20 protein-coding genes, 1 tRNA gene and 1 riboswitch are annotated in these 26,474 nt (G+C 68.8%); of the genes, 14 read left to right on the forward strand and 7 right to left on the reverse strand.

All coding sequences use genetic code 11. The annotated features are described in order from the left end of the window. Positions 1-189 precede the first annotated feature (189 nt). Positions 190-1,194, reverse strand: coding sequence for an aldo/keto reductase (locus HNQ52_RS05750; protein WP_183960163.1), 1,005 nt, complete (start codon positions 1,192-1,194; stop codon positions 190-192). Between the two features lie 176 nt (positions 1,195-1,370). Here HNQ52_RS05750 and HNQ52_RS05755 point away from each other — a divergent pair, with 176 nt between their 5' ends. Continuing rightward, a complete protein-coding gene (locus HNQ52_RS05755) occupies positions 1,371-2,336 on the forward strand; it encodes a LysR substrate-binding domain-containing protein (RefSeq protein ID WP_183960164.1) in 966 nt (321 codons plus the stop codon). Between the two features lie 241 nt (positions 2,337-2,577). Next, positions 2,578-2,952, forward strand: a complete 375-nt coding sequence (locus tag HNQ52_RS05760) for a YciI family protein (RefSeq protein WP_183960165.1) — start codon at positions 2,578-2,580, stop codon at positions 2,950-2,952. 5 nt (positions 2,953-2,957) lie between these two features. Here the strand turns inward: HNQ52_RS05760 and HNQ52_RS05765 are convergent, their stop codons facing one another. Beyond that, complete coding sequence (locus HNQ52_RS05765; protein WP_183960166.1) at positions 2,958-3,365, reverse strand: type II toxin-antitoxin system HicB family antitoxin; 408 nt, start codon at positions 3,363-3,365, stop codon at positions 2,958-2,960. A gap of 371 nt (positions 3,366-3,736) precedes the next feature. Further along, the gene (gene aceE / locus HNQ52_RS05770; protein WP_183960167.1) at positions 3,737-6,427 is read right to left on the reverse strand and encodes a pyruvate dehydrogenase (acetyl-transferring), homodimeric type; all 2,691 of its coding nucleotides are present in this window, start codon (positions 6,425-6,427) and stop codon (positions 3,737-3,739) included. Between the two features lie 161 nt (positions 6,428-6,588). On the opposite strand from aceE, the gene HNQ52_RS05775 reads away from it, so the two are divergent. The 6 genes from HNQ52_RS05775 (at position 6,589) to HNQ52_RS05800 (ending at position 10,840) form a co-directional block, all read left to right on the forward strand. Continuing rightward, positions 6,589-7,281: a LamG-like jellyroll fold domain-containing protein gene (locus HNQ52_RS05775; protein WP_183960168.1), complete on the forward strand. Its 693-nt coding sequence runs from the start codon at positions 6,589-6,591 to the stop codon at positions 7,279-7,281. A 29-nt stretch (positions 7,282-7,310) separates the two neighbouring features. Further along, positions 7,311-8,462, forward strand: coding sequence for a radical SAM family heme chaperone HemW (gene hemW, locus HNQ52_RS05780; RefSeq protein ID WP_183960169.1), 1,152 nt, complete (start codon positions 7,311-7,313; stop codon positions 8,460-8,462). Positions 8,463-8,473: 11 nt separating this feature from the next. Beyond that, positions 8,474-8,920 (forward strand): YkgJ family cysteine cluster protein, encoded by a 447-nt coding sequence (locus HNQ52_RS05785; RefSeq protein WP_183960170.1) that lies wholly within the window; start codon positions 8,474-8,476, stop codon positions 8,918-8,920. A 28-nt stretch (positions 8,921-8,948) separates the two neighbouring features. Next, on the forward strand, positions 8,949-9,770 hold the full coding sequence (locus HNQ52_RS05790) for a kinase (protein WP_246387622.1): 822 nt from the start codon (positions 8,949-8,951) through the stop codon (positions 9,768-9,770). Between the two features lie 76 nt (positions 9,771-9,846). Further along, positions 9,847-10,317: a YehS family protein gene (locus HNQ52_RS05795; protein ID WP_183960171.1), complete on the forward strand. Its 471-nt coding sequence runs from the start codon at positions 9,847-9,849 to the stop codon at positions 10,315-10,317. 88 nt (positions 10,318-10,405) lie between these two features. Beyond that, positions 10,406-10,840 (forward strand): VOC family protein, encoded by a 435-nt coding sequence (locus tag HNQ52_RS05800; RefSeq protein WP_183960172.1) that lies wholly within the window; start codon positions 10,406-10,408, stop codon positions 10,838-10,840. Between the two features lie 24 nt (positions 10,841-10,864). Here the strand turns inward: HNQ52_RS05800 and HNQ52_RS05805 are convergent, their stop codons facing one another. Together HNQ52_RS05805 and HNQ52_RS05810 are read right to left on the reverse strand one after the other, a co-directional pair. Next, a complete protein-coding gene (locus tag HNQ52_RS05805; RefSeq protein ID WP_183960173.1) occupies positions 10,865-12,118 on the reverse strand; it encodes a serine hydrolase domain-containing protein in 1,254 nt (417 codons plus the stop codon). Between the two features lie 545 nt (positions 12,119-12,663). Then, positions 12,664-15,036 (reverse strand): Tex family protein, encoded by a 2,373-nt coding sequence (locus HNQ52_RS05810; protein WP_183960174.1) that lies wholly within the window; start codon positions 15,034-15,036, stop codon positions 12,664-12,666. 159 nt (positions 15,037-15,195) lie between these two features. Here HNQ52_RS05810 and HNQ52_RS05815 point away from each other — a divergent pair, with 159 nt between their 5' ends. The 4 genes from HNQ52_RS05815 to HNQ52_RS05830 all read left to right on the forward strand — a co-directional run bounded on the left by HNQ52_RS05815 (position 15,196) and on the right by HNQ52_RS05830 (position 23,291). Continuing rightward, positions 15,196-17,718 (forward strand): right-handed parallel beta-helix repeat-containing protein, encoded by a 2,523-nt coding sequence (locus tag HNQ52_RS05815; RefSeq protein ID WP_183960175.1) that lies wholly within the window; start codon positions 15,196-15,198, stop codon positions 17,716-17,718. Positions 17,719-17,961: 243 nt separating this feature from the next. Continuing rightward, positions 17,962-18,154, forward strand: a riboswitch (cobalamin riboswitch). 141 nt (positions 18,155-18,295) lie between these two features. Further along, positions 18,296-20,116, forward strand: a complete 1,821-nt coding sequence (locus HNQ52_RS05820) for a TonB-dependent receptor domain-containing protein (protein ID WP_183960176.1) — start codon at positions 18,296-18,298, stop codon at positions 20,114-20,116. Positions 20,117-20,352: 236 nt separating this feature from the next. Next, complete coding sequence (locus HNQ52_RS05825; protein WP_183960177.1) at positions 20,353-22,932, forward strand: DUF1631 domain-containing protein; 2,580 nt, start codon at positions 20,353-20,355, stop codon at positions 22,930-22,932. Continuing rightward, positions 22,929-23,291 carry a PilZ domain-containing protein gene (locus tag HNQ52_RS05830; RefSeq protein WP_183960178.1) on the forward strand — a complete coding sequence of 121 codons (363 nt, stop codon included), beginning with the start codon at positions 22,929-22,931 and terminating at the stop codon, positions 23,289-23,291. Before HNQ52_RS05825 ends, HNQ52_RS05830 begins: the two co-directional genes overlap by 4 nt. A gap of 75 nt (positions 23,292-23,366) precedes the next feature. Here the strand turns inward: HNQ52_RS05830 and HNQ52_RS05835 are convergent, their stop codons facing one another. After that, on the reverse strand, positions 23,367-23,897 hold the full coding sequence (locus HNQ52_RS05835; RefSeq protein WP_183960179.1) for a dihydrofolate reductase family protein: 531 nt from the start codon (positions 23,895-23,897) through the stop codon (positions 23,367-23,369). A gap of 150 nt (positions 23,898-24,047) precedes the next feature. Next, a tRNA-Arg gene (locus HNQ52_RS05840) sits at positions 24,048-24,124 on the reverse strand. A gap of 152 nt (positions 24,125-24,276) precedes the next feature. Between HNQ52_RS05840 and glk the strand changes: the two genes are divergently transcribed. After that, positions 24,277-25,254 carry a glucokinase gene (gene glk, locus HNQ52_RS05845; protein WP_183960180.1) on the forward strand — a complete coding sequence of 326 codons (978 nt, stop codon included), beginning with the start codon at positions 24,277-24,279 and terminating at the stop codon, positions 25,252-25,254. 162 nt (positions 25,255-25,416) lie between these two features. Next, the gene (locus tag HNQ52_RS05850) at positions 25,417-26,457 is read left to right on the forward strand and encodes a LacI family DNA-binding transcriptional regulator (RefSeq protein WP_183960181.1); all 1,041 of its coding nucleotides are present in this window, start codon (positions 25,417-25,419) and stop codon (positions 26,455-26,457) included. Positions 26,458-26,474 lie beyond the last annotated feature (17 nt).

Raw genomic sequence — 26,474 nt, forward strand, 5'->3', positions numbered from 1 at the left:
CGTCGCGCTCAAAGTCACAACACATACCGCGCACCCCTAACCCCGTCGTCCCGGCGAAAGCCGGGACCCAGCGGCGTGGCTTCTGCACCCGTCGGTCGCAGGCAATCGAGCCAACGCCGCTGGGTCCCGGCTTTCGCCGGGACGACGGGGGGTTGAAGTGCTCGCTGCCCCTTTCGGTCAGACATCAGGTCAGTGCACCGCGCGCTCGCTGTCCAGATGCGCCATCAGCGGCGCAGCGTAACGCGTGCCCGCCGCCGCATCCTTCGGCACCGCACGCTCGATCGCGGCGATGTCGTCCGCATCGAGCACGAGGTCGAGCGCACCGAGGGATTCATCCAGCCGGTCGCGACGCCGCGCGCCGATCAGCGGCACGATGTCGTCGCCCTGCACCGCCACCCATGCGATGGCGATCTGCGCCACCGTCACGCCGCGGCGCGACGCCACCGCACGCAGTGCCTCCACCAGCGCGAGGTTGGCCTCGACGTTTCCGGCCTGGAAGCGCGGCGAGTGGCCGCGGAAATCGCCCGGCACTTTCGCCGCGTCCGCCTGCCAGTGCCCGCTGATGAGCCCGCGCGACAACACGCCGTAGGCGGTGACACCGATGCCGAGCTCGCGGCACGTCGGCAGGATCTCCGCCTCGATGCCGCGCGAGAGCAGCGAGTATTCAATCTGCAGATCGCAGATCGGATGCACCGCAGCCGCACGCCGGATCGTCTCCGGGCCCATTTCCGACAGGCCGATGTGGCGCACGTGACCGGCCTTCACCAGGTCGGCGATCGCGCCGATGGTGTCCTCGATCGGCACCGCCGGGTCCAGCCGCGACGGGCGGTAGATGTCGATGTGATCGACGCCGAGCCGCTGCAGCGAGTAGGCGACGAAGTTCTGCACCGCAGCAGGGCGCGCGTCGTAGCCGGAAAAGCCGCCGACAGGATCGCGCAGGGCGCCGAACTTGACGCTGATCACGGCGTCGTCGCGGTTGCGGCCGCGCAGGGCTTCGGCGATCAGCAGTTCGTTGTGGCCCATGCCGTAGAAATCGCCGGTGTCGAGCAGGGTGATGCCGGCGTCGAGGGCGGCGTGGATAGTGGCGATGCTTTCGCTGCGGTCGCTCGGGCCGTACATGCCGGACATGGCCATGCAGCCGAGGCCGAGGCGGGAGACGGTGAGGCCGGTGCGGCCGAGGGTGGTGGTGTCCATTGCTGCGCTCCGTTGAGTGAGGGGGTGCGGTCGCTTCCGACCGTGGCGCGGCGTCCGCGAGACAGGCGGCCGACCGTGGAGCGCAGTCTGGCCAAGCGATCAGCGTGCGATAATCCGATTCCGGCCGCACGCCTTGTGCGGTTTTTCGCACAATGCTCCGCGGCAGACTGGCGCCCATGATCCCCGACCTCGCCGATCTCGATGCGTTCGTCGCCGTCGCCCGCGCGCGCGGCTTCCGCCGCGCGGCTTATCTCGGCAACGTCTCCGCCTCCGCGCTGAGCGAAGCGGTGCGCCGGCTCGAAGCGCGCCTCGATACGCGCCTGCTGCAGCGGAGCACGCGCAGCGTCACGCCGACAGAGGCCGGCCAGCGCCTGCTCGACCGCCTCGAACCCGCGCTCGGCGGCGTCGCCGACGCGCTCGCCGCGCTGCACGCCGACGGCGACGAACCCGCCGGCACGCTGCGCCTCAATGTGCCCACCATCGTCGCCAGCCACGTGCTGCCGCCCATCGTCGCGCGCTTTCTGCACCGGCATCCGCACGTGCGCATGGAGGTGATCGGCGACGACCGCTTCATCGACGTGCTCGGGGCCGGCTTCGATGCCGGCGTGCGTTACGACGAGCGCCTGGAGCGCGACATGATCGCCGTGCCGCTGGGGCCGCGCGAGCAGCGCTTCGTCGTGGCCGGCGCGCCGGCGTGGTTCGCGCGGCACGGACGACCGACGCATCCCGACCAACTTCGCGCCGAGCACTGCATCGGGCACCGCTTCGCCAGCGGCCTCGTGGCTGTGTGGGAGTTCGAACGCGGCGATGAACTGATCCGCATCGCGCCGGCCGGCCGCGTGATCGGTTCGCACAGCGGCATCGAGGTGCAGGCCGCGGTCGACGGCCTCGGGCTCGTGGCCTCGTTCGACGAATTCCTGCGGCCGGCGATCGATGCCGGGCTGCTGGAGGCGGTGCTCGGGGACTGGCTGCCGCCGTTTCCCGGACCGAAGCTGTACTTCTCGGGTCGCCACCAGACCGCGCCGCTGCGGGCGTTCGTCGACTTCCTGCGCACGGACGCTTCGTCGACCGCGGATGCAACCCCATCCCCCGTCGTCCCGGCGGCTCTCAACAGCGAAGCTGGTCAAGCCGGGACCCAGTGACGTTTCTCGGTTTTCGAGCCGGTTCAAGAACCGAGCAACGCCACTGGGTCCCGGCTTTCGCCGGGACGACGGTGAGGGGACGCCCGGGCGTGCCTGCACAACGGCCGCGTCCTTCGAAACGACGGTGCGGAGTCTGCCCGCGCGTGCGGACGGTGCACCGCCGCAACACGTTCGACCCGCGCCTCGTCTTGACCTCGCCACATACCCCCGGTAACAGTGCGCGACCGCCGCGGAGACCCCGATGAAATTCCTCGTGATGATCTACAACGACCCCAGCCTGCTCGACGCCGTCCCGGGCGCGGAGGCCGACACGATGATGCGCCACTGCTTCGAGAACGCCGACGCCATGCGCGCCGACGGCAAACTTTTCGACTCGCAGCAGCTCGAAGCCCCGACCACCGCGAAGACCGTGCGCGTGCGCAACGGCAAGAGCATCGTCGTCGACGGTCCGTTCGCGGAGACGAAGGAATTCCTCGCCGGCTTCAACCTGATCGAAGCCGAGAACATGGACGAAGCGCTGAAGATCGCGCAGAGCTTCCCGTGGGCGGGCCTCGGCAGCATCGAGGTGCGACCGGTGCGGGACATGGACGCGGTGCGGCGGCGCGTGGGGGCCTGAAGCGGTCAGGCGTCGGTGGCGGCGGAGCGCGCATTCATCCGTTGAAGTGCGTCCGCTCCGATGCGGCACGCGCGTTCGAGGAAGACGGCATCATCGCCGAACGAGGTGAAACACTCGTCGAGGTAGCCGCGGACGTCTTCGGGCGTCAGCAGGAACTCGCAGGTATCCCAGTCGCTGAGCTTTGGCGTCGCATCGCGTGCGCCGTCCGCGATGTCGACGTGATGGACTTGGCTACTCGGGATCGGAATGGCGATGCCATCCTCGCGCATGCCTGACAGATGAAGTTCGATCGCCCGGCGGATGGCGGTCCGGACGAGAGGCAAGGTTTCGCCCGTTGCAACACAGCCGGGAAGATCCGGGACGTACGCCGAGAGCTTACGACGCGCGGTTTCGATGACGATTGCGTAGCGCATGACTCCGCTTACGCCGGATAGTGGCCCCGCGGATCAGGGGAGATGTGGGCCCGACTGCATGCCCGAACCGCTCGTGGGTGCTTCCGGCGGTCTGCGCTACAGCGAAATCCGTAGACAAATCGGATTCGCGCCCTCACCTGACGTCGTTCCCGCGAACGCGGGAATCCAGTGACTTTGCTTGGTTTGGACTTTTCCGGTCGAAACCAAGAAGGGGCGCTGGATTCCCGCATTCGCGGGAATGACGCATCGGGGCGCCCGGCGTTTTCTCCGGTAGCGGTCGTCGCAGCAATAAACCAGCAGCGAGGCGCGAACCGGAAAATCAGCGCGGCGCGTGATTGCGCGATCGCATGACGATACCGTTTGGTCGCCGATCAAACCCCGACCGGATTCGCCTTTTCCGGATCGATCTTGAACGCCTTGATCGCCCGCGCCACGTCCTTCGCATTCATCTTGCCGTCCTGCGCCAGCGCGGCGATGGCGGCGTGGGCGATGTAGTAGCGGTCCACTTCGAAGAAACGGCGCAGGTTGGCGCGCGTGTCGCTGCGGCCGAAGCCGTCGGTGCCCAGCACGGTGTAGCGCTGCGGGACGAAGGCGCGGATCTGGTCGGCGTAGGCACGCACGTAGTCGGTCGCGGCGATCACCGGGCCGCTGCGGCCTTCGAGCAGTTCGGTGACGTAGGCCTTCTTCTGCGTCTTGTCTTCCGGATGCAGGCGGTTCCAGCGTTCGGCGTCGAAACCGTCGCGGCGCAGTTCGGTGAAGCTCGGGCAGCTCCAGATGTCGGCGCTGACGCCGAATTCCTTCTCCAGCAGTTCCGCCGCAGCGATGACTTCGCGCAGGATGGTGCCGGAGCCGAGCAGCTGCACGCGCAGTTCGTTCTTCTTCGGCTTGCCTGCGTCGGTCAGCAGGTACATGCCCTTGATGATGCCCTCGGCTGCACCTTCCGGCATTTCCGGATGGCTGTAGTTCTCGTTCATCAGCGTGAGGTAGTAGTACTCGTCTACCTGCTCGGCCAGCATGCGCTGCATGCCGTGCTGCAGGATGACGGCCACTTCAAAGCCGAAGGTCGGATCGTACGGACGGCAGTTCGGGATCGCGCCGGCGAGCAGGTGCGAGTGGCCGTCTTCGTGCTGCAGGCCTTCGCCGTTGAGCGTGGTGCGGCCGGCGGTGGCGCCGAGTAGGAAGCCGCGCGCGCGCATGTCCGCGGCCTGCCAGGCGCTGTCGCCGATGCGCTGGAAGCCGAACATCGAGTAGAAGATGTAGAACGGCAGCATCGGCAGATCGTTGGTGCTGTAGCTGGTCGCGCTCGCCATCCACGACGAGAACGCGCCGCATTCGGTGATGCCTTCCTCGAGCACCTGGCCGCTTGCGTCCTCGCGGTAGTACATCAATTGATCACGATCCACCGGCTGGTACTTCTGTCCGAACGGCGCGTAGATGCCGATCTGGCGGAACAGGCCTTCCATGCCGAAGGTGCGCGCTTCGTCCGCCACGATCGGCACCACGCGCGGGCCGACCTGCTTGTCGCGCAGGATGATGTTGAGCGCCTGCACGAACGACATCGTGGTGCTGATCTCGCGCTCGCCGCTGCTCTTGAGCAGGCGGTCGAACACTTCGAGCTTGGGCGCTTCCAGCGTCTGCGTGCTCTTGCGGCGACGCTGCGGCAGCGAGCCACCGAGCGCGGCGCGGCGTTCCTTCATGTACTGCACCTCGGGCGAATTCTCGCCCGGGTGGTAGAACGGCACCTGGCCGTCGGCGAGCTGTGCGTCGCTCACCGGAATGTTGAAGCGGTCGCGGAAGACGCGGATCGCGTCGTCGTCGAGTTTCTTGGTCTGGTGCGTCGGATTTAGCGATTCGCCGGCCGAACCCATGCCGTAACCCTTCACCGTCTTGGCGAGGATCACGGTCGGCTGGCCCTTGGTCTTCACGGCTGCGTCATAGGCCGCGTAGACCTTGTGCGGATCGTGGCCGCCGCGGTTGAGACGCCAGATGTCGTCGTCGCTGAGGTTGGCGACCATCGCCGCCGTTTCCGGATAGCGATTGAAGAAATTCTCGCGCGTGTACTTGCCGCCGAAGGCCTTGCAGTTCTGGTACTCGCCGTCGACGGTTTCCATCATCAGCTTGCGCAGCACGCCGTTGGTGTCGCGCGCGAGGAGCGGATCCCAGTACGAACCCCAGACCACCTTGATGACGTTCCAGCCGGCACCGCGGAACACGCCTTCGAGTTCCTGGATGATCTTGCCGTTGCCGCGCACCGGGCCGTCTAGGCGCTGCAGGTTGCAGTTGATGACGAAGACGAGGTTGTCGAGCTGCTCGCGGCCGCCGAGCGAGATCGCGCCGAGCGATTCGGGTTCGTCCGTCTCGCCGTCGCCGAGGAAGCACCACACCTTGCGGTCGGACTTCGGCATCAGGCCGCGGCCTTCGAGGTATTTCCAGTTGCGCGCCTGGTAGATCGCGCTGATCGGGCCAAGGCCCATCGAGACGGTGGGCGTCTGCCAGAACTCCGGCATCAACCACGGGTGCGGGTAGGAGCTGATGCCCTTGCCGTCGACTTCCATGCGGAAGTGGTCGAGCTGCGATTCGGTGAGGCGGCCTTCGAGGAAGGCGCGGGCGTAGATGCCCGGGGAACTGTGGCCCTGCGAGTAGATCAGGTCACCGGGGTGGTCGTCGCTCGGTGCGCGCCAGAAGTGGTTGAAGCCGACGTCGTACAGCGTGGCGCTCGACGCGAAGCTCGCGATGTGGCCGCCGAGGTCGCCCGGCTTGCGGTTGGCGCGCACCACCATCGCCATCGCGTTCCAGCGCAGGATGCTGCGGATGCGCCATTCCATCGCGGCATCGCCGGGGCTCTTGGCCTCGTTCTGCGGCGGGATGGTGTTGACGTATTCGGTGGTCGGCTGGAACGGCAGGAAGGCGCCGGCACGGCGCGTCTGTTCGACCATGCGTTCGAGCAGGTAGTGCGCGCGATCGGCCCCGTCGCTGTCGATGACGGCGCGCAGCGACTCGGTCCATTCGCGGGTTTCGGTGGGGTCGAGATCCTGGTCGAGGATGTCGTTGAGCGGATTCATGCGGCGTCTCCTGCAGGCGCTGGCGTGCCACCCGCGACCGTGGCCGGTCTCGGACGGCAAAATAGAGTCGGAAGTCTAACCGAAGCACGCGGTGCTGCAGCGCTGGACGTTTGCCGGCGATGCCGCGATCCTTGGTCCGGTCCCCGTTGCCGGAATGCCGCATGAACCGACTCTTCCTGGGCCTCGCGCTTCTTTTGCTCGGCTGCGTCGCCCGTGCCCAACCCGTGGCGGATTACCGCTTCGACAACACCCTGGACGACAGTCTCGGCGCGGCACCGGCGCTCACCGCATTGCAGCCGGCCGACGGCAGCTTCATCACCGACACTGTCGGACCGGACAATCGCACCGTGCGGCTGTTTTCCCCCGGCGGCGGCTTCCAGGTCTCGTCCGCCGGCTTGATCGACAACACCGGCTACAGCGTCGCCATCCTGCTGCGGCTCGATTCGACCGGTTCGTACGCAAAGATCCTCGACACCAGGGCGCGCAACGACGATGCCGGCCTCTACGCGCAGAACAACCGGCTGCGGCTGTATCCGTTGTTTTCGGGCAACGCACCGAGGCTTCCGCCCGACGAATGGCATCAGGTGACGGTCACGCGCGCCGCGAACGGGGACTACGTCGGCTATGTCGACGGCTTTCGCCAGTTCTCCGGCAACGACGGTGGCGTGGGCGAGATCTCGGCCGAGGCGCTGCTTTCGTTCGTGGTCGACGACGCGGTCACGGTCGGCGAACGGTCCGGCGGCGCCATCGCCCGTATCCGGCTCTACGACTACGTGCTGAGCCCCGACGTCGTGGCCGTGCTCGACGACAACCAGGTGGTGCTCCGCGACGGCTTCGAGCTGCTGCCGAACTGACCCGGGCAACGTCGCACTACACTGCGCGGATGCTCACGCTGCCCCCGCTCGCGCTCTACATCCACATCCCGTGGTGCGTGCGCAAATGCCCGTATTGCGATTTCAACTCGCACACCTCGCCTTCGGCGCTGCCGCAGCGGGAGTATGTGGCCGCGTTGCTGGCCGATCTGGAACAGGATCTGCCTCGGGTGTGGGGCCGGACGGTGACCAGTGTATTTTTCGGCGGCGGCACGCCGAGCCTGTTCTCGGCCGACAGCATCGCGGCGATCCTCGACGGTTGTGCGGCGCGGTTGAGCTTTCGCCCGGGACTGGAGGTCACGCTCGAAACCAATCCCGGCACGGTCGAGCATGACCGCTTCGAGGCGTATCGCCGCGCCGGCGTCAACCGCATCAGCTTCGGCATCCAGAGCTTCGACAACGGCTGCCTGCAACGCCTCGGCCGCATCCACGACAGCGCACAGGCCGAGACCGCGGTGAAGCTGGCGCAGGACGCCGGCATCGACAACATCAATCTCGACCTGATGTACGCACTGCCGCAGCAGACGCAGGCGATGGCGCTGCACGATCTCGACCGCGCCTTCGCGCTGCAACCCGCGCATGTCTCGCACTACCAGCTCACGCTCGAACCCAACACCGTCTTCGCTGCGAAACCGCCGAAAGGCATCCCCGAAGACGACGATGCCTGGGACATGCAGGAAGCCTGTCAGGCCGCACTCGCGGCGCATGGCTACGCGCAGTACGAAGTCTCGGCCTACGCGCGCGATGGCCGCCAGTGCGCGCACAACGTGAATTACTGGCGTTACGGCGACTACCTCGGCATCGGCGCCGGTGCGCACGGCAAGCTCACCCAGCCTGCGGACGACGGCATCCTGCGGCGCTGGAAGATCAAGCATCCGGCCGCGTATCTCGCGGCGGGCGCGAGCGATGCGCGCATCGGCGGCGACGAGTGGATCGCGGCGGCGGCGCGTCCGTTCGACTACATGCTCAACGCGCTGCGGCTCAATGCGGGATTCGCGCTCGGCGAATTCGAACAACGCACCGGCCTGCCGCGCGCGGCGCTGTCGCCGCGGCTCGACGACTGCATCGCGAAGGGCTGGCTCGAACGCGACGGCGAACGCATCGTGCCGACGGAACTCGGCCGGCGCTTCCTCAACGACGTGATGTCGGTCTTCCTCGACTGAGCGCGCCCCGCATGCCTCCCGCCCAGCCTTCCCCACCAACCCACCCGTGCCAGCGCTGCGGCGCATGCTGCGCGAGCTACGTCGTGGCGTTCCACTGGTCGGAAGCGTCCGACGAGGCCGTCGCACCGGTGCCGGCTGCGCTGACCGAAGCGCTCGATGCACACCGTGTCGCGATGCGCGGCACCTATGCACGCGCGCCGCGCTGCATCGCCCTGCAGGGTGACGTTGGCGCGTTCAACGCGTGCACGGTTTACGAGCGACGCCCCTCGCCGTGTCGCGAACTGCAGCCGGCATGGGAACACGGCGCACCGAGCCCGCAGTGCGATCGCGCGCGGGCGCGGCACGGACTGGCGCCGTTGCGGCCGGACGATTGGGCACTGCCGCACCAGGACGCGTCGCACATCGCCCACGCCGCGCCCGCCGCGTTGCCCACCGCACCGGAGAACCCTGCCGCGTGAGCAAGGTCGACGTCACCGGCAGCGCCGCATGAGCCCCCCGGGCGCGGTGTGGCCGCAGCACCTCATCGCATCGCTTGCCGCATTCGCCGTCGACGCGATGGCCGACCGCACCTTCCCGCTGCTGCTCGGCCTCTCCGGCCTGCAAGGCAGCGGCAAAAGCACCCTCGCCGCGCAACTGGTCACGCACTGCGGCGCATCGGGCATCGACGCGATCGCGCTGTCGCTCGACGACGTCTATCTCACGCGCGCCGAGCGCCTCGACCTCGCCCGCGACGTGCATCCGCTGCTCGCCACCCGCGGCGTGCCCGGCACGCACGACCTCGCCCTGCTGCACGCAACACTCGACGCGCTCGCCGACGCCGCGCCGGACACACCCGCCGCCGTCCCACGCTTCGACAAGGGCACCGACGATCGAACACCACCCGCCACCTGGCCACGCATCGTCGCGCCACCGCAATTGATCGTGCTCGAAGGCTGGTGCATCGGCGTCCCGCCGCAGCCGGACGCCACCCTGTACACCCCGATCAACACCCTCGAACGCGACGAAGACCCCGACGGCCGCTGGCGCCGCCACATCAATACCGCGCTTGCCCGCGACTACGCGCAGCTGTGGCAACGGCTCGACCGCCTCCTCGTGCTGCAGGCGCCGTCCTTCGACGTGGTCGCAGACTGGCGCGACGAACAGGAGCAGAACCTGCGCAACATCGGCGCCCCGCACGCGATGTCGCCGCTAGACGTGGCGCGCTTCGTCGCGCACTACGAACGCATCAGCCGGCAAGCGCTCGCGACGCTGCCTGCGCTTGCCGATCGTGTCATCGCACTCGACCGCGACAGAAGGCCACTTGCCTGACGCCCTTGCGCGCTATCCTCTGCAGCACGCCTGCGCGACGGCAACATTGTTCAATGTCCCGCTTCGGAACGCCCCGATGATCAACAACGACATCCTGCGCAGCATCCGTTACATGCTCGACCTCGGCGATGCGCACGTGGTGGAGATCGTGCACCTCGTCGATCCGGCCTTCCCGATCGAGAAAGCCGACGTGCAGGCAATGTTGCTGCGCGAAGACGAGCCCGGCTACGTGGAGTGCAGCAATCGCGTGCTGGCGCATTTCCTCGACGGCCTCGTAATCCACCGCCGCGGACGCGACGACGCCGTGCCGCCGCGACCGGTGGAGAAGCGCGTGAACAACAACGTGGTGCTGAAGAAGCTGCGCGTGGCGTTCGAGCTCAAGGATGTCGACATGCACCGGATCTTCGAGGACGCGGGGTTCCCGGTCTCGAAGCCGGAGCTGAGCGCGCTGTTCCGCGCGCCCGAGCACGCGAACTTCCGCCTCTGCGGCGATCAGATGCTGCGCAATTTCCTCAAGGGCCTGACGCTGCGGTTGCGCGGTCGCTGAGGCCGGACAGCCGGCGGTCAGCAGAGCGCTTCATCGTGCCGCGACCGCGGTGTATACATCGGCTTCCCTGTCCGACGCCGGAGGCCTAATGGAAACGCAGGAACTGTATCGCGGTCGGCTGATCGACCACATCCAGCTCGTGGTGAAGGATCTGGACGCGAGTCGGCGCTTCTACGGCGCGATTTTCGACGTGCTCGGCATTCCGGTGATCGACGTGGAGGACGCCGGCTTCTTCTGGGCCGACGAATTCGTCGTCTCGCGCAAGGACAGCGCGGCCGCGCAGGGGACGCTTACCGGCAAAAGCCACTTCGCGTTCCAGGCGCGCGATCGCGCGATGGTGGACGCCATCCACAAGGCCGCGCTCGCGGCCGGCGGCAAGGACAACGGGGCACCCGGCCTGCGCGAGAACTACCACCCGGGTTACTACGCCGCGTTCGTGATCGATCCGGACGGCAACAATGTCGAAGCGGTGTTCCACGGTGAGGCGAAACGCAGCGCGGCGGCGGTCAGGATCGAATTCTGACCGGCCGCGGCCGCCGGCCGCCGCTCACCACCCCGACCCGGTCCGCACGTCGCGCACGGTCGCGTCGCTGCCGTCCCAGAACGCCATCCCACCGTATTCCCACGTCCACGGCGCGCCCGTTTCGCCCAGCACGAAGGCCACGAGCCGCGGGAATGCCATTTCCGCACGCACGTCGTTCGCGAGGATCAGCACGCAGCGCTTGCCGCGCTCGATGCACACCATCGTGTTGCCGGTGGAATCGTTGTGGCCGCCCTTCATGAAGCCGCGGCCCTGCGGCCCGTCGAACACCACGACGCCGAGGCCCGCCGCGAGATCGGCGCGGCGGCGTTCGACCGGCAGTTCCGGCTGCAGCGTGGGGAACTGGCTGGCGGTGGTGATCGGCAGCTGCGGCGCGGCGAAGGCGGCACGGCTGCCGGAGGCGAGGCCTTCGCCACGCACCAGCATGGCGGCGAACCGCGCCATGTCGGCGATCGTGGTGTCCATCGATCCTGCCACGCGCACGCGGCTGCGGGGATCGTGCGGTTCGGGGCTGCCGTCGCTGCGCCAGCCGTCGGCGAGGTTGGTGGCCAGGCCCTCGTGCCACTGCATCGCGCTGCGCACCATGCCGAACCGGTCGAAGACACGCCGCTGCACTTCCGCACCGATGTCCAGGCCGAGCCCGCGTTCGAACGCGAACTGCAGCAGGATCAGGCCGTCGCCCGAGTAGGCGTAACGCGCGCCGGGGTCGAAGTGGAAACGCAGTTTGCCGTCCGGTTCCATGAAGCCGAAATTGGCGAAGCCGACGCTGTGGGTGAGGGCGTGGCGCGCGGTGATATTGCGCCAGCGCGGATCGTCGGCGAGGTCGGACCAGGCCGCGTAGCGGTCTTCGTCCGGGTACTCGGGCAGCGGGCGATCGAGCACTGCCGCGAGGGGGCGATCGAGGTCGATGCGGCCTTCGTCCGCCAGTTGCAGCACGGTGTAGGCGAAGACGGTCTTGGTCAGCGATGCGCCGTACATGATGGTGTCCGGCTGCAACGGATCGCCGGCGGCGTTGCGTTTGCCGTGCGCGGAGACGTGCACCACGGCGCCATCGTCGACGACGGCGATGGCGAGGCCCTGCGCGCCGGTGGCGGCCATGGCGCGCGTGGCTTCCTGCTCGATCGCGGTGGACGTGGGCCGCGCGGGTGGTTCTGTGGCGCTGCACAGGCCGGCGCCGGCAAGCAGGAGCGCGGCGATGGTCGTGCGGTTGTCTGCGGCGGGGTTGCGGCGATGAGGTTGGGTGGTGCGGGTGATTGTCATGGTGCCTCCTCCGGGGGTCCATCGGTTCGACGCGCCAGTGGCCGGAAGATGACAGCCGCCGGCGGAGGAATCCGGGTTCGGCCGCTTGAAACGGGTTTTCACCGGTGAAGCGACTGCGTAACGCCGGTCAGACAACCCGAACACTGTGGTCGCCGCATCCGCGCCACGGTGCGGCAGCGGTTCGGTGTGGCGCGTTCAACGTCAGCCGCGCAGTTGCTCGCCTGCGCAGGCCCACCCGGTCGACCGATTCGGCGAGAACCTCAAAAACCCCCGTCATCCCGGCGAAAGCCGGGACCCAGTGACGTTGTTTGATTTCAGGGTGCGTTGAACACACCGAGCAACGTCGCTGGGTCCCGGCTTTCGCCGGGACGACGGTGCCGGACCGCGCTACGTTTCCCCGACACCGATGCGCGGCAGCGGGATTGATATCGAGGTGGCGCGGCCTCTGTCCCGGATCGGCTGCGTTGATGACGAGCGGTGTGTGCATCTGTCGCAGCGATGCCGCCGTTCCCGAGCACGATCACACGTCGCGCTCGCAAACGGCCTCAGCTACGTTTCGCGCGCGCGAACGCATCGGCAAACGCATTCGCCGGCGGTGGCGAGGCTTGGCCCGGGCGTCCACCCTGGTTGCCGCCCGGACGGCCCTGCCCGCCGCGCGCATTGCCACCGCGGTCACCGCGCGGCATGTCGCTCGTGCGCGCCTCGCCGATCGGATCGTCCAGCCGCATCGTCAGCGCGATGCGTTTGCGGGGGAGATCGACTTCGAGCACCTTCACCTTGACGATATCGCCCGCCTTCACCACATCGCGCGGATCCTTGACGAAGGTTTTCGACAGCGCGGACACGTGCACCAGACCGTCCTGGTGAACGCCCAGATCGACGAAGGCGCCGAACGCGGCCACGTTGCTGATCACACCTTCGAGCACCATGCCGGGCTTGAGATCCTTGATGTCTTCCACGCCCTCGGCAAAGGCCGCGGCCTTGAACTCGGGACGCGGATCGCGACCGGGTTTTTCCAGTTCGCGCAGGATGTCGCGCACGGTCGGCAGGCCGAATTTCTCGTCGGTGAAAGTCTCGGGTTTCAGGCTGCGCAGGAAGCTGCCGTCGCCGACGATCTGCTTCACGTCGCGCCCGGACGTGGCGATGATGCGCTCCACCAGCGGATAGGCTTCTGGATGCACCGACGAGGCATCGAGCGGATTGTCGCCGTTCGGAATACGCAGGAAGCCGGCGCATTGTTCGAAGGCCTTGTCGCCGAGGCGCGGCACCTTCAACAAATCGCGACGCGTGCGGAACGCACCGTTGGCATCGCGGTGCTTCACCACGTTCTCCGCGACGCTCGCGCTCAGTCCGGCCACACGCGTCAGCAGCGCGGCCGACGCGGTGTTCACATCGACGCCGACCGCGTTCACGCAGTCTTCCACGCGCGCATCGAGTGCGCGCGCGAGCCTGGTCTGGTTGACGTCGTGCTGGTACTGGCCCACGCCGATCGACTTCGGATCGATCTTCACCAGCTCCGCGAGCGGATCCTGCAGGCGGCGCGCGATCGACACCGCGCCGCGCAGCGACACGTCGAGGTCCGGGAATTCCTTCGCCGCGACTTCAGACGCCGAGTACACCGAGGCACCGGCTTCGCTCACGGTGATCTTGCCGAGCTTCAGCTCCGGATGTTTCTTCATCAATTCGGCGACCAGACGATCCGTCTCGCGCGAACCCGTGCCGTTGCCGATCGCGATCAGGTTCACGCCCGTGGCCTTGCAGGCATGCGCGAGCGTGGCGATGGAACGGTCCCAGTCGTTGCGCGGCTGGTGCGGGTAAACCGTATCGGTGCCGAGCACCTTGCCGGTGGCGTCGACGATGGCCACCTTCACGCCGGTGCGGATGCCCGGATCGAGGCCCATCACCACTTTCGGGCCGGCCGGAGCGGCCATCAGCAGGTCCTTGAGGTTGTCGCCGAACACGCGGATGGCTTCGGCTTCGGCGGCTTCGCGCGCGCGGCCGAAGAGATCGATGGTCAGGTGCAGGTGCAGCTTCACGCGCCACACCTGGCGCACGGTGTCGAGCAACCAGCGGTCGGCGGCGCGGCCTTCGTCGGCGATGTCGAGGAAACGGCCGACGCGGCCTTCGGCTTCGGCGTGGCCTGCGGCGACGGTCTCGTCCATCGCGTCGCTGGCGATCACTTTTGGCGCGCTGGTCGGCAGCGGGATCAGGTCGAGATCGATGACGCCTTCCTTGCTGGCGCGGAACAGCGCGAGCAGGCGATGCGAGGGAATGCTGCCGACGCTTTCGACGTGGTTGAAATAGTCGCGGAATTTTTCGCCGTCCTGCTCCTTGCCGGCGACCACGCGCGCGCGGATCTGTGCGCGGCTCCAGAGCCAGTCGCGGATCTCGCCGACCAGCGCGGGATCCTCGCCGAACTGTTCGAGCAGGATGGCGCGGGCGCCGTCGAGCGCGGCCTTCACGTCGGGCACGCCCTTTTCCGCATCGACGAACGACGCGGCGAAGTCTTCGGGCTTGCGCGTGCGATCTTCGAGCAGGCCATCGGCCAGCGGCTGCAGCCCGGCTTCGCGCGCGATCATGGCGCGCGTGCGGCGCTTGGGCTTGTACGGCAGGTAGAGGTCCTCGAGGCGCGATTTCGTGTCGGCGGCGAGGATGTCGCCGCGCAGCGCGTCGGTCATCTTGCCCTGCTCCTCGATGCTCGCGATCACGGCCGCGCGGCGATCCTCGAGTTCACGCAGGTAGCCCAGGCGTTCTTCGAGCAGGCGCAATTGCGTGTCGTCGAGGCCGCCGGTGACTTCCTTGCGGTAACGCGCGATGAAGGGCACGGTCGCACCGCCGTCGAGCAGATCCACGGCCGCGCGGACCTGGTCCGGCTTGGCGGCGATGTCGTTGGCAATGCGGTGTTCGATCGAGAGCATGCGGAATCCGTTCGTATGAAATGAAACGGGTCGCCTGATGCGACCCGGTCGCGGATTCTAGCGGGGGTGGCGGCGGGGAGAAGTCTTGACAGACGTCGGTGGCCCGCGCCGGCGGCGTTCTGCGTGGGGGCAGGTCACGTCCTCCACGGAGTGTCCACCATGACCCCGACCCGCCCGCCCCTGTGGCGCCCGTTCGCCGCGTTGCTGCTGTTCGCGTGCGCGACACCGGCCTTTGCGCTGACCGAATATTGCGTGGGCTCGTCCAGCGGCTTGCGCGCTGCGCTCAATGACGCCGAAGTCGATGGCGACGACAGCCTCGTCAGGATCCGCAGCGGCACCATCGTGCTGGCGCAGGACGCGATCTACGACGCGGAGCTCGAAGGCGTCGTCCCAGCCGGCGACCTGACCCTGCGCGGCGGCTACAACAGCGACTGTTCCGACTATTCGCTCGCCGCCGGCGCCACCGTGATCGACAGCACGAACGCAAGTCGCCTGAGCATCATCACCGAGACCGGCAACGTCGCCGTCAATGGCCTGACCTTTGACGGCGCCTTCCTGCGCATGATCAGCCAGACGCTGGCGCCGTGCCCCGGCAGCCGGCGGCAGTTCTCGACCAGCCGCGTGCGCATCGACGGCGCCAGTCTCGATGTGAGCGCCTGGTGCCACGACGTGAAGATCAGCAACTCGCTGTTCACCAACGGCGTCGCGCTGCCCGGCGGCGGGCTGTCCGGCGACGTGGGCGTGGGCATCTACCTGGCTTTCAACGAGGAGGCCTACAACCGCGCCTCGAAGCTCACGATGATCAATTCGACCATCAGCAACGGCCGTCTGCAGCTCGTGAGCCAGAATGGCCTTCCGGGCTCCGCGGCGATCTACAACAGTGTCTTCGTGCGCTCCGGCAACGAAATCGTCAGCGATGCGAATCTCTACATCCGCAACAGCCGCTACGACGGCATCGGCTTCGGCAACGGCGCGCTGCTGCAGCCCGGCTCGGGCGAGAACTCCGCCGCGGCCGCGCAGCTCGACGCGAGCTACGTGCCGCAACCCGGCTCGCCGGCGGTGAACCTCGGCACCAGCAATGTCCCCGGCGGCCTCACCAGCGTCGACCACACCGGCAACGACCGCGTCATCGGTGCGCGCCCCGACATGGGCGCGCTGGAGTCGCCGACCGACGGCAGCGGCGTCTACACCGTCACCAACACCAACGCCAGCGGCAACGGCTCGCTGGCGTGGGCGCTGGAGCAGTCCAACCTCGACGACGGCTTCAACCAGATCCGCTTCAACATCCCGGGCGGCTGTCCGAAGCGCATCACGCCCGGCACGTCGCTGAAGGTGTACGAGTCGGTGTTCTTCGACGGCAGCACGCAGCCGGGCCACGTGGCCAACACGCAGGAGATCGGCTTCGACGGCCAGCCGTGCATCGTGCTCAACGGCGGCGGCACGCGCGGGATCGGCATCGAGACGATGGGTGATCTCAATGCCGGCAACGGCTTCGTGTCCGTGCGCGGGCTCGCGTTCGAAAACTACGATCTCGCCATCAGCCTGGCGTTCGGTACCGCCCATCGCGTGCAGGGCAGCCAGTTCGGCGGACCGATTTCGGGCAGCGGCGGCGGTTCGTCGACCACGCTCGCGGGCAACACCCAGGCAATCGCGATCCTCGGCGGCACCGACACGGTGATCGGCGGCGACAGCCCGGCGCAGCGCAACATGATCGCCGCGTCCAGCGACATCGGCGTGTGGATCCTGCAGTTCCTCGGCGGCGGCGGCAACGACAACCGCGTGGTCAACAACCTGATCGGCCTCGACCGCTTCGGTGCGACGGCGGTGCCGAACGGCACCGGCATCGTCGTCAACGGCGGCAACAACGAGATCCTCGGCAACCGCATCGGCGGCAACAGCGTCGACGGCATCCGCATCGCCGGCGACAACGCGCGCGGCAACGTGGTGCAGGGCAACTGGATCGGCGGCGGCACCGGCTCGCTCTCGCTCACGACGGGCAACGGCCGCATGGGCGTGATGCTCGAGGGTGGTGCGTGGGCCAATGCGATCGGCCCGGACAACCTCATCGGCCGCAACGGCGACGACGGCGTGCGCGTGATGCCCGATGCGGGCGGCTACAACAGCATCAACGGCAACCGCATCGCGCGCAACGACGCGCTGGGGATCGACCTGGGCAGCAACGGCGTGAGCACGAACGATCCCGATCCGGGGTTCTGCCAGCCGCCCGAGGGATGCAGTGCAAACGCGGGGCAGAACTTCCCGGTGCTCACCGATGCGGTGCGGGCGCGCACGGGGCTGATTCCGGTCGACACGCCGGTGCGCATCGAGGGCACGCTGCGGTCGCTGCCGGGCGGGCCCTACCGCATCGAGGTGTTCGGCGGCGATGCCTGCGACGCGAACGGATACGGCGAAGGACAGCGGTTGCTTGCGGCGAAGTCGCTGACGATCGAGAACGAACCCTACTGCCCGGACGGCGGCGGGCTGTGCTTTGCATGCACGGAGTTCAACTGCACGGCGGGCTTCACCGTGTGGGTGTCGGAAGTCGGCGTGGCGCCCGGCGACGCGATCACGCTGACGGCGACCTCGCCGGGCGGGAACACGTCGGAGTTCTCGCAGTGCATGACGCTGGTGGACGAGAACACGGCGGGCGATGCGATCTTCGCGGACGGGTTCGAGGACTGATCACCTCCGTCGCCCTGCTGCTGCCCGGGGAATGCAGTGTTCCCCCACCGTCGTCCCGGCGAAGGCCGGGACCCAGTGACGTTTCTTGTTTTTAAAGCAGTTCAATCAACCGAGCAACGCCGCTGGGTCCCGGCTTTCGCCGGGACGACGGGGGTGTGGATGTCTTCGGCCGGATGACGGCGGGCTGGAGATCGCGCGGGGCCACCCGGGTCCTGCGCATGGCGCGCCGCAGCATCGCCCGCTACACTGCGCGCGCTTCCAGGTGCTCGGGAAGCCGGTGAAAGTCCGGCGCTGCCCCCGCAACGGTAAGCAGGTGTGCGATCCACGATGCCACTGGAGTCCGCTCCGGGAAGGCGGATCGCACGGGATGCGGCGCATGTTCGGCGTGCGCGTCCGCCCTGCCAGCCCGGAGACCGGCCTGCAAGCGTGGTGGAGCGCGCGTCCCGCGCCGTTGCCGCCACTGTCTGCGCGTTGCGGAGGGCGACGCGGGCGATCGCGTGCCGTGCCTGCGGCGCGCACTTCGTCTGTCCGTCGTCCGAACGCGTGCCCCGCGGGTGAGCGTGTGCCGGAGAATTCCATGCGAGTCTTGAAACTGTCGTTGCTGGCGCTGGGCGTCGGCGTGTCCCTGTCCGCCGTTGCCGTCCCGGCGCCCGAACCCGCGACGCCGCAACCGGGCGTCATCGTCACCGCCAACCGCCTGCCCGAGGCCGTCGACGACACGCTCGCGGCCGTGAGCGTGATCACGCGCGAGGACATCGAGGCCAGCGCGACCAACGACATCGTCGACCTGCTGCGTGTCGTGCCGGGCGTGGACATCGTGCGCGGCGGCGGCATCGGCCAGCAGGCCTCGGTGTTCCTGCGCGGCGCCAATTCCAACCACACGCTGGTGCTGATCGACGGCGTGCGCGTGGCCTCGCTCGGCACCGGTGCGTATGCGTGGGAACACCTGCCGGTGGACCAGATCGAACGCATCGAGATCGTGCGCGGCCCGCGCGCGGCCGTGTGGGGCGCGGATGCGCTCGGCGGCGTTATCCAGATCTTCACGCGGCGCAACGAGACGCTCGACGGCACGCTGACCGTCGGCAACCACGACACCTACGGCGCCAACGCCGGCGTCGGCACGCGCGGCGAGCGCGGCGGCTTCGGCGTGCGCGTGGGTTACCTCGAATCGCGCGGAACCAATGCCACGCGCCCGGGCAACTTCAGTTTCGATCCGGACCGCGACGGCTTCGTCCAGCGCAGCATCGGCGCCAACGGCGACGTGGAACTCGGCGCCTACACGCTGTCGGCCAACCTGCTGCGCAGCGACGACGACGTGGAATTCGACGCCGGCGAAACCGCCGTCACGCAGGACACACTGGCGCTCGGCCTCGAAGGCCCGCTGACGGACACGTGGACGCACCGCGTCAACCTCGCCGGCTCGCGCGAGGACCTGGAAACGCCGGCGTTTTTCTCGGCCTACGCATCGCGCCGCGAACAGGCCGACTGGCTGCACACGCTGACGCTGGCCTCGAACAGTTCGCTGCTGTTCGGCCTGTCGTACCTGCGCGAGCGCGGCGAGAACATCGATACCTTCGGCGGCGATCCGATCTACGCCGCGCGCCGCACCGGCCGCGCCGGTTTCGCGACGTGGCACGGCCGCGCCGGCGTGCTGGATTTCGAGGCCTCCGGCCGCTACGACGACAGCAGCGTCTACGGCAGCGAGAGCACGGTCGGCGGCGCGATCGGCTGGCGCGTCACGGACGCCACGCGCCTGTCGTTGTCGTGGAACGAGGGCTACCGCGCGCCGACCTTCAACGAGCTGTACTCGCCCGGCTTCGGCGGCCTGTACGGCGGCAATCCGCTGCTGGATCCCGAATCGTCGCGGAATCTCGAAGCGGCGCTGGACATCACGCTGTCGCCGGCGTCGCGGCTCGCGCTGCGCGCCTTCCGCAACGACGTCGACGACCTCATCGACTTCTCGGCGCCCGACACCTTCAACGCGATCAACATCAAGCGCGCGCGCATCGACGGCGCCGAAGCCGAATGGCGCTGGGCCGCGAACGGCTGGGCGGTGACCGGCAACGCCACCTGGCAGAGCCCGGAAGACCGCGACACCGGCGCCAGGCTGCTGCGTCGCCCCGCGCGCAAGGCCACCGCGCTGGTGGAGCGCGTGTTCGACGGCGGCGCGCGTGTCGGCCTCGAAGGCTACGCGGCATCGCCGCGGCCGGACTTCGGCACCAGCCTGCCGGGCTACGGCACGCTGGCGCTGCGCGGCCGCCTGCCGCTGGGCGCTGGCCTCAGCCTCGACGGCCGCATCGAGAATCTGCTCGACCGCGAGTACACCGTCATCGACGGCTACACCACGCCCGGCATGACCGCGCTGCTGACGCTGCGCTGGGATGGCGGCGCGCGCTGACGCCGGCGGAAGCCCCTGCGTCCTTCTCCCGATGGGAGAAGGATCGCAACCTCCAACGCGCGGCCGCAGTGGGAGAAAACCCCTTCCCGTGACAGTTCCCCCACGGTTTCATCGTTATCCGGACCAGACCCCCGTCCTTTGGCGGGTCGCGCCGCACCTGGCGCAGGCGCCGCGCTCGCTAGTGGGCGCGTCGGCACTGGCATAGAATCCGGTGACGGTCTTCAGGGGGAGCGTCGATGCAAGGCCCGGCTTCATTTTCCACCGGCTCGAACGCGCCCGCGCGCGCGTCGCTGGGGCAGCGCCAGTTTCCGCGGCGCGTACGCACCCTGCTCGAGGGCGTGCTCGATTTTGTCTCCGACGAGGTCGATCGCGGCATCGCGACGATGCTCGGCGAACTCGAACAGCAGCTGTTCAAGCTCGCCGAGCAGGCCCGCAGCAACAGCATGCAGAAAGGCTTCTTCGACGCGCTGCGCGAGGTCAAGCGCGGGCGCGCGGATCTGGCGCCGCGCTTCCTGCTGGGCCTTGAGACCGCGCTGGCCGGCATCCAGGATCCGCCCAGGCCCAGTCCGATCGCGGGCGGCGGGCGGCGGGCAGGCGAGCTGTCGCTGGTCGAGGACGTGGTGATGGACGAATCCGTCGCCCTCAACGAGATCGCCACGCGCTGCGAAATCCGCAACAGCCTGCCGCTGTTCCTGCTCGGGCAGCGTTTCGGCGTCATCGCCGGCCGCCCGGCCTTCGACAGCGAAACCCTGCCGATCGGGCCGCAGAGCCTGGTCAACATCCTGCGCGAGGCCGTCGGCTGCCTCGACCTGAACTCCGAATACCGCCAGCTACTGTACCGCCAGTTCGACCGCAGCGTGATGCAATTCCTCGCGCCGATGTACGAGGCGGTGAACGCCTATCTCATCCGCGAACGCGTGTTGCCGAACCTCACCTACGTGCCGCTGCGCGCGCAGACCCAGCGCAGTGCGCCGCCACCGCCGAAGGAACCGCGCAAGGAAGCGGCCAAGGCGGCCGAACGCGCCGCCGACCGCGAGAAGCACGGCATCGCGCCGCCGCCGGGCGGCACGCGTGCGGGTGCGATGCCGGCACCGCCGCAGGGCGCCTCCGCACACGGCGGCCCCACCGACGGCGAAGGCGACCCGACCGCGCCGTCGCCGGGCACGCGCGGCAGCGGCCACGGCCAACCACCGCCGGCGCGATCGGCCGCGGCCGCCGCGGCCTATCCCGAGATGCCGACGCCGTCCCCGGACGGCCCGCGGCCGTTCACCGCGTGGCCGGGCACGCCGGACGCCGCGGCGGAAACGCACGCGCGGCAGGACACCGAGATGTTCGACGTCCTGCGCCAGCTCCTGGCCGGTCGCCGTGCCTTGCTCGGCAAGCTCGGCACCGGCAGCAAGGCACCGTCCGGCCCCACCCAGCCGGTGCAGGCGGCCTCGGCCGACGACGTGCAGAAGATGCTCGGCGTGCTGCAGACCAGGCCGGTCAAGCCGCTGATCGTCGACGGCAAGCCGCAGCCGCGGTCGATCACCCACCTCAAGCAGGATCTGCTCGCGCAGCTGCGCAGCGTCACGCCCGAGGACAAGGCGCCCGCGCTGGAGGAAGAACACAGCGACACCATCGATCTGGTCGGCATGCTGTTCGACCACATCCTCAAGGACGTGCGTCCCAACACCGCGGCGGCCAGCCTGCTGGGCAAGCTGCAGGTGCCGCTGCTGCGCGTGGCGCTGAACGACAAGGCCTTCTTCACCCGCCGCCAGCATCCCGCGCGGCAGATGCTCAACACCATCGCCGAAACCGGCATGTACTGGAGCGGCGAAGACGAGGCCGACCGCACGCTCATCGACAAGATGAACCTGCTGGTGGATCGCGTGACGCAGGAATTCAGCGGCGACATGACGCTGTTCGATTCCCTGCTCGGCGATCTCGGCGGCCATCTGCAGACCCAGGTGCGCAAGGCCGAAGTGGCCGAGCGCCGCCACGTGGAAGCCGCGCGCGGCAAGGAAAAACTCGAGCTTGCGCGCATGCGCGCGGCCGAGGCGGTGGACGCCAAGCTCGCCGGCAAGCGCGTGCCGAAATTCCTGCACACCCTGCTCGGGCAGGCCTGGACCGACGTGCTCTCGCTCTCGCTGCTGCGCGGCGGCGAACAGTCCGACGGCTTCCAGCACCAGCTGCAGATCGCCGAGCGCCTGATCGAATCGGCCGTCGCGCGCCGCACCACCGGCACGCCGCTGATCGCGCCGTCGGAGGCGCCGGCGCTGAAGGCCGAGATCGAGGAAGCGCTGACCCAGGTCGGCTACCACGGCAACGACGCCAAGGAAGTGTCCGCCCGCCTGCTCGCCGCCAGCGGCGACGAGGACGACGACGATCCGGCCTCGCGCACCGAACTTGCGATGAAGCTCAAGTCGCGCGTGCGGCTCGGGCAGAACATCGAAGGCACGCCGAACGCCGGCACCGGCGCCGGCGGCGAGAAACTGCCGCCGCTCAACGACGCCGAACGCGCGTGCTTCGATCAGATCCGCCGCCTGCCGTTCGGCACCTGGTTCGACTTCACCGTCAACCAGCAGGGCGACATCACGCGCCGCCGCATGTCGTGGTTCAGCACCGTCACCGGCCACTGCCTGTTCGTCAACCACCGCGGCCAGCGCGCCGGCGAATACACCCTGAGCTGGCTGGCGCGTGAAATGTGCCGCGGCACGGTGAAGATCGTGCAGGCCGAGCAGGGATCGGTGGTGGACCGCGCCTGGCAGGCCATCGTCGGCGCGCTGCGCTCGTTCGCCGGCGGCACCGCCAAACCCGCGCAGGCCGCCACATGAGCACCGAATCCGTGACCGACCACCGCCGCGCCAAGCGCAAGCGTGCCCAGGAAGCGATCGAAGTCATCGACACGATGACCGAGCGCCCGATCGGCCGCATCGGCAACATCTCCGAAACCGGCATGATGCTGTTCGCCACGGTGAACCTGCCGGAAGACGCGCTGTTCCAGCTCAGCTTCCAGCTGCCGGACGACCACGGCCGCCCGAAACCGATCGAGATCGGCGCCCACCACCTGTGGACCGACGCGGCCAACATGCCCGGACAGTTCTGGGCCGGCTTCCGCTTCATCGACATCTCGCCGGACGACGCCGCGCGCCTGCGCGCATGGATCGACCAGCCGGGCGGGCAGTACGTCTGAGTCGAGTCGAGGATGACCGCCGGTCGTCGGATTCCTCGCCGACTGCCGCGCCGCGTCGTCCGACCCGACCCGCGCTCAGACGGGCACGTAGCGCAACCGCAGCACGTCCTCGTCGATGCGGTCGTGCGCGAGCAGGCGCAGCTGCGGCCGGGGTCCGGCGAAGTAGGGCGTGCCCTGGCCCAGCACGACCGGATGCAGGTAGATCCTGTACTCGTCGATCAGGCCAAGCGCGGTAAGGCTGTGCGCAAGATCCGGTCCCGCGACTTCGATCTCTCCGTCCTGTGCGGACTTCAGGGCGCGGATCGCGTGTTCGAGGTCGCCGGCCACCGCCGTGGCATTCGGCCCGACCTCCAGCGCAGAGCGCGAAACCACCCATTTGTGCTGGCGGCGCCATGCCGCGGCGAAGTCGCGTTCCGCGGCCTGCCACTCGGGATGCGCGTCGTCCCAGTAGCGCATGATGTCGTACATGCGGCGGCCGTACACGCCGCCGGTCTGCGCACCGGCTTCATCGATGAAATGGCGGAACAGCGTCGGCCCGGGGGCAAACGCCATGTGATCGACGTAGCCGTCCAGCGACACGTTCATCCCGAACACGAGTCTTGCCATGCCCACTCCCTGCGTCCGGATCGTGCGCTGCGATGACGCGGGCCGCGGCGGGCCGGATCGAGCGCGTCGGCGTGGCCCGCAACGCTGTGGGCGACTGCGGCCCGGCGTCTGCGTCACGTTGTGCGCCGGCAAACGAACGACAGCGGAATCTGGCGCGCCCGGAGGGATTCGAACCCCCGACCAATGGCTTCGGAAGCCACTACTCTATCCGGCTGAGCTACGGGCGCGTGGCCGGGCAGTTTACCTGTTCGCGCGGCCGCGCGGCCAGTTGCGCGGCGTCGGCCCGCCCGCGGAGGCGCGTGCAGCCCGGCGTGGGCTTGGTTAACCTCGCAGGCCGTGCCGCGCCGGCGCGTCCGGGTGTCCGCAGGCAGGAGTGATGGTGAGCGAACTGGCATTGATCGGCGACATCGGCGGCACCAACGCGCGCTTCGCGCTCACCGATCCGTCTGCGCCCACCGCGCAACTGCTGCACCCGCTGGGCTTGCCGAACGAGCAGTTCGCGAACCTGCAGCACGCGGCCGAACATTACCTGCAGCAGGTCGGCGCGACCCCGAAACGCGCCGCGATCGCGGTGGCGTCGCCGGTCGGCAGCGACGAGATCCGCCTGACCAACCGCGCCTGGTCGTTCAGCCGCAGCGAGCTGGAGCGGGCGCTGCACCTGGACGAGCTGCGCCTGATCAACGACTTCGGCGCCATCGCCCATGCCGTGCCGGCGCTGGCCGAGGCGGACCGCGTGACCCTGCACGGCGCGCCGTCCGCGCCGCTGCGCGGGCCAGTGACCGTGATCGGCCCCGGCACCGGGCTTGGCGTGGCGCTGCTGACCGGCGATGCGGAGCGCGGCTGGGACGTGGTCGAGACCGAGGGCGGGCACGTCAGTTTCGCGCCGCTGAGCGAGGAAGAGGTCACCATCGCGCGCTGGGTCACGGCGCGCTTCGGGCGCTGTTCGACCGAGCGCCTGCTGAGCGGTTCGGGCCTGTCGCACATCGACGCGGCGCTGCGCGGCGCCGACAGCGTGCCGGCCGACGGACGCAAGCCGGACCTGCGCGATCCGCGCCGCATCGTCGAGGGCGCGCTCGACGGCCATGACCGCGACGCGCGGCGCGCGCTGGCGCGCTTCTGCGCGGTGCTCGGCAGCGTCGCGGGCGATGCGGTACTGATCCACGGCGCGCGCACGATGATGATCGCCGGCGGCATCGTGCCGCGCTTCGTTCCGTTCCTGCGCACCAGCGCCTTCCGCGAGAAATTCCTCGCCAAGGGACGCTTCGCGCCATACCTCGAAGCGGTGAGCGTGCATGTGGTCACGCATGCGCATCCGGGCCTGCTCGGGGCGGCGATGGCGCTGCGCGCGCCGCGCTGAGCGGAACGGCCCGGCACGGTCCGCGCGTGGCCGCAGGCGCCGCGAGCGCGGGCGTCGCGCCGTTTGCTGCATCGCAAGATGCCTGAGCCGCGCATTCGGGCGACAGTGCGCCGACAGGTGGTTTCCCGCGCGGCACCGCGCGGCGGACGAAACGGCGCATCCATGAAGACCAGCAAGGCCACGTCCTTCGACATCGCCTACCAGGCCGGTGTCTCGCAATCGACGGTGTCGCGCGCGCTCAGCGGCAGCCCGCTGGTGAGCCTGGACACGCGCCGGCGCGTGCAGGCCATCGCCAAGGAACTCAACTACAAGGTCGACAAGAACGCGTCCAACCTGCGCCGCCAGCATTCGGTGACGCTGGCGCTGCTGCTGTTCGAGGATCCGACCTCGGACGATTCGCTGATCAATCCGTTTTTTCTTTCGATGCTCGGCTCGATCACGCGCGCCTGCGCGCGGCGCGGGTACGACCTGCTGGTGTCGTTCCAGCAGTTCTCCGACGACTGGCACGCCGACTACCAGGACAGCCACAAGGCCGACGGCCTGATCCTGCTCGGCTACGGCGACTATCTGGTCGCGCGCAGCAAGCTGCAGAAGCTGGTGGAGCACGACACGCATTTCGTGCGCTGGGGTGCGGTGGTCGAGGGCCAGCCCGGCATTTCCGTCGGCTGCGACAACGTGCAGGGCGCGCGCGCGATCACCGAGCACCTGCTTTCGCTCGGACGGCGGCGGATCGCGTTCGTCGGCAATGCCTCGGCGCACTGCCCGGAGTTCTTCGACCGCTACATCGGCCACTGCGAAGCGCTGCGCGCGGCGGGCATCGCGGTCGATCCGCTGCTGCAGGTCGACGCGGTGGATTCGACCGAACAGGTCGGCGACCGCGCGCTGCGCACGCTGCACGCGCGCGGCGTGGCGTTCGATGCGGTGTTCGCGGCGAGCGACCTGCTCGCGATCGGGGCGATGCACGCGCTCGGCGATCTGGGCCTGTCGGTGCCGGGCGACGTGTCGGTGGCCGGCTTCGACGATATCCCGATGGCAAGTTTCGCGAGCCCGGCGCTGACCACGGTGCAGCAGGACACCAAGCGCGCCGGCGAGATCCTGGTCGAGCGGCTGCTGCAGCAGATCCGCGGCGAAGCTGCGCGCAGCGAGATGCTGCCGGCGCAGGTGATCGTGCGGCGCTCGTGCGGGGCCAACCGCGCCGGTTGAGACGGCGGCGCGCGATC

Origin of the sequence: Chiayiivirga flava (assembly GCF_014202825.1) — a bacterium.
In the GTDB taxonomy this organism is placed as follows: domain Bacteria; phylum Pseudomonadota; class Gammaproteobacteria; order Xanthomonadales; family Xanthomonadaceae; genus Chiayiivirga; species Chiayiivirga flava.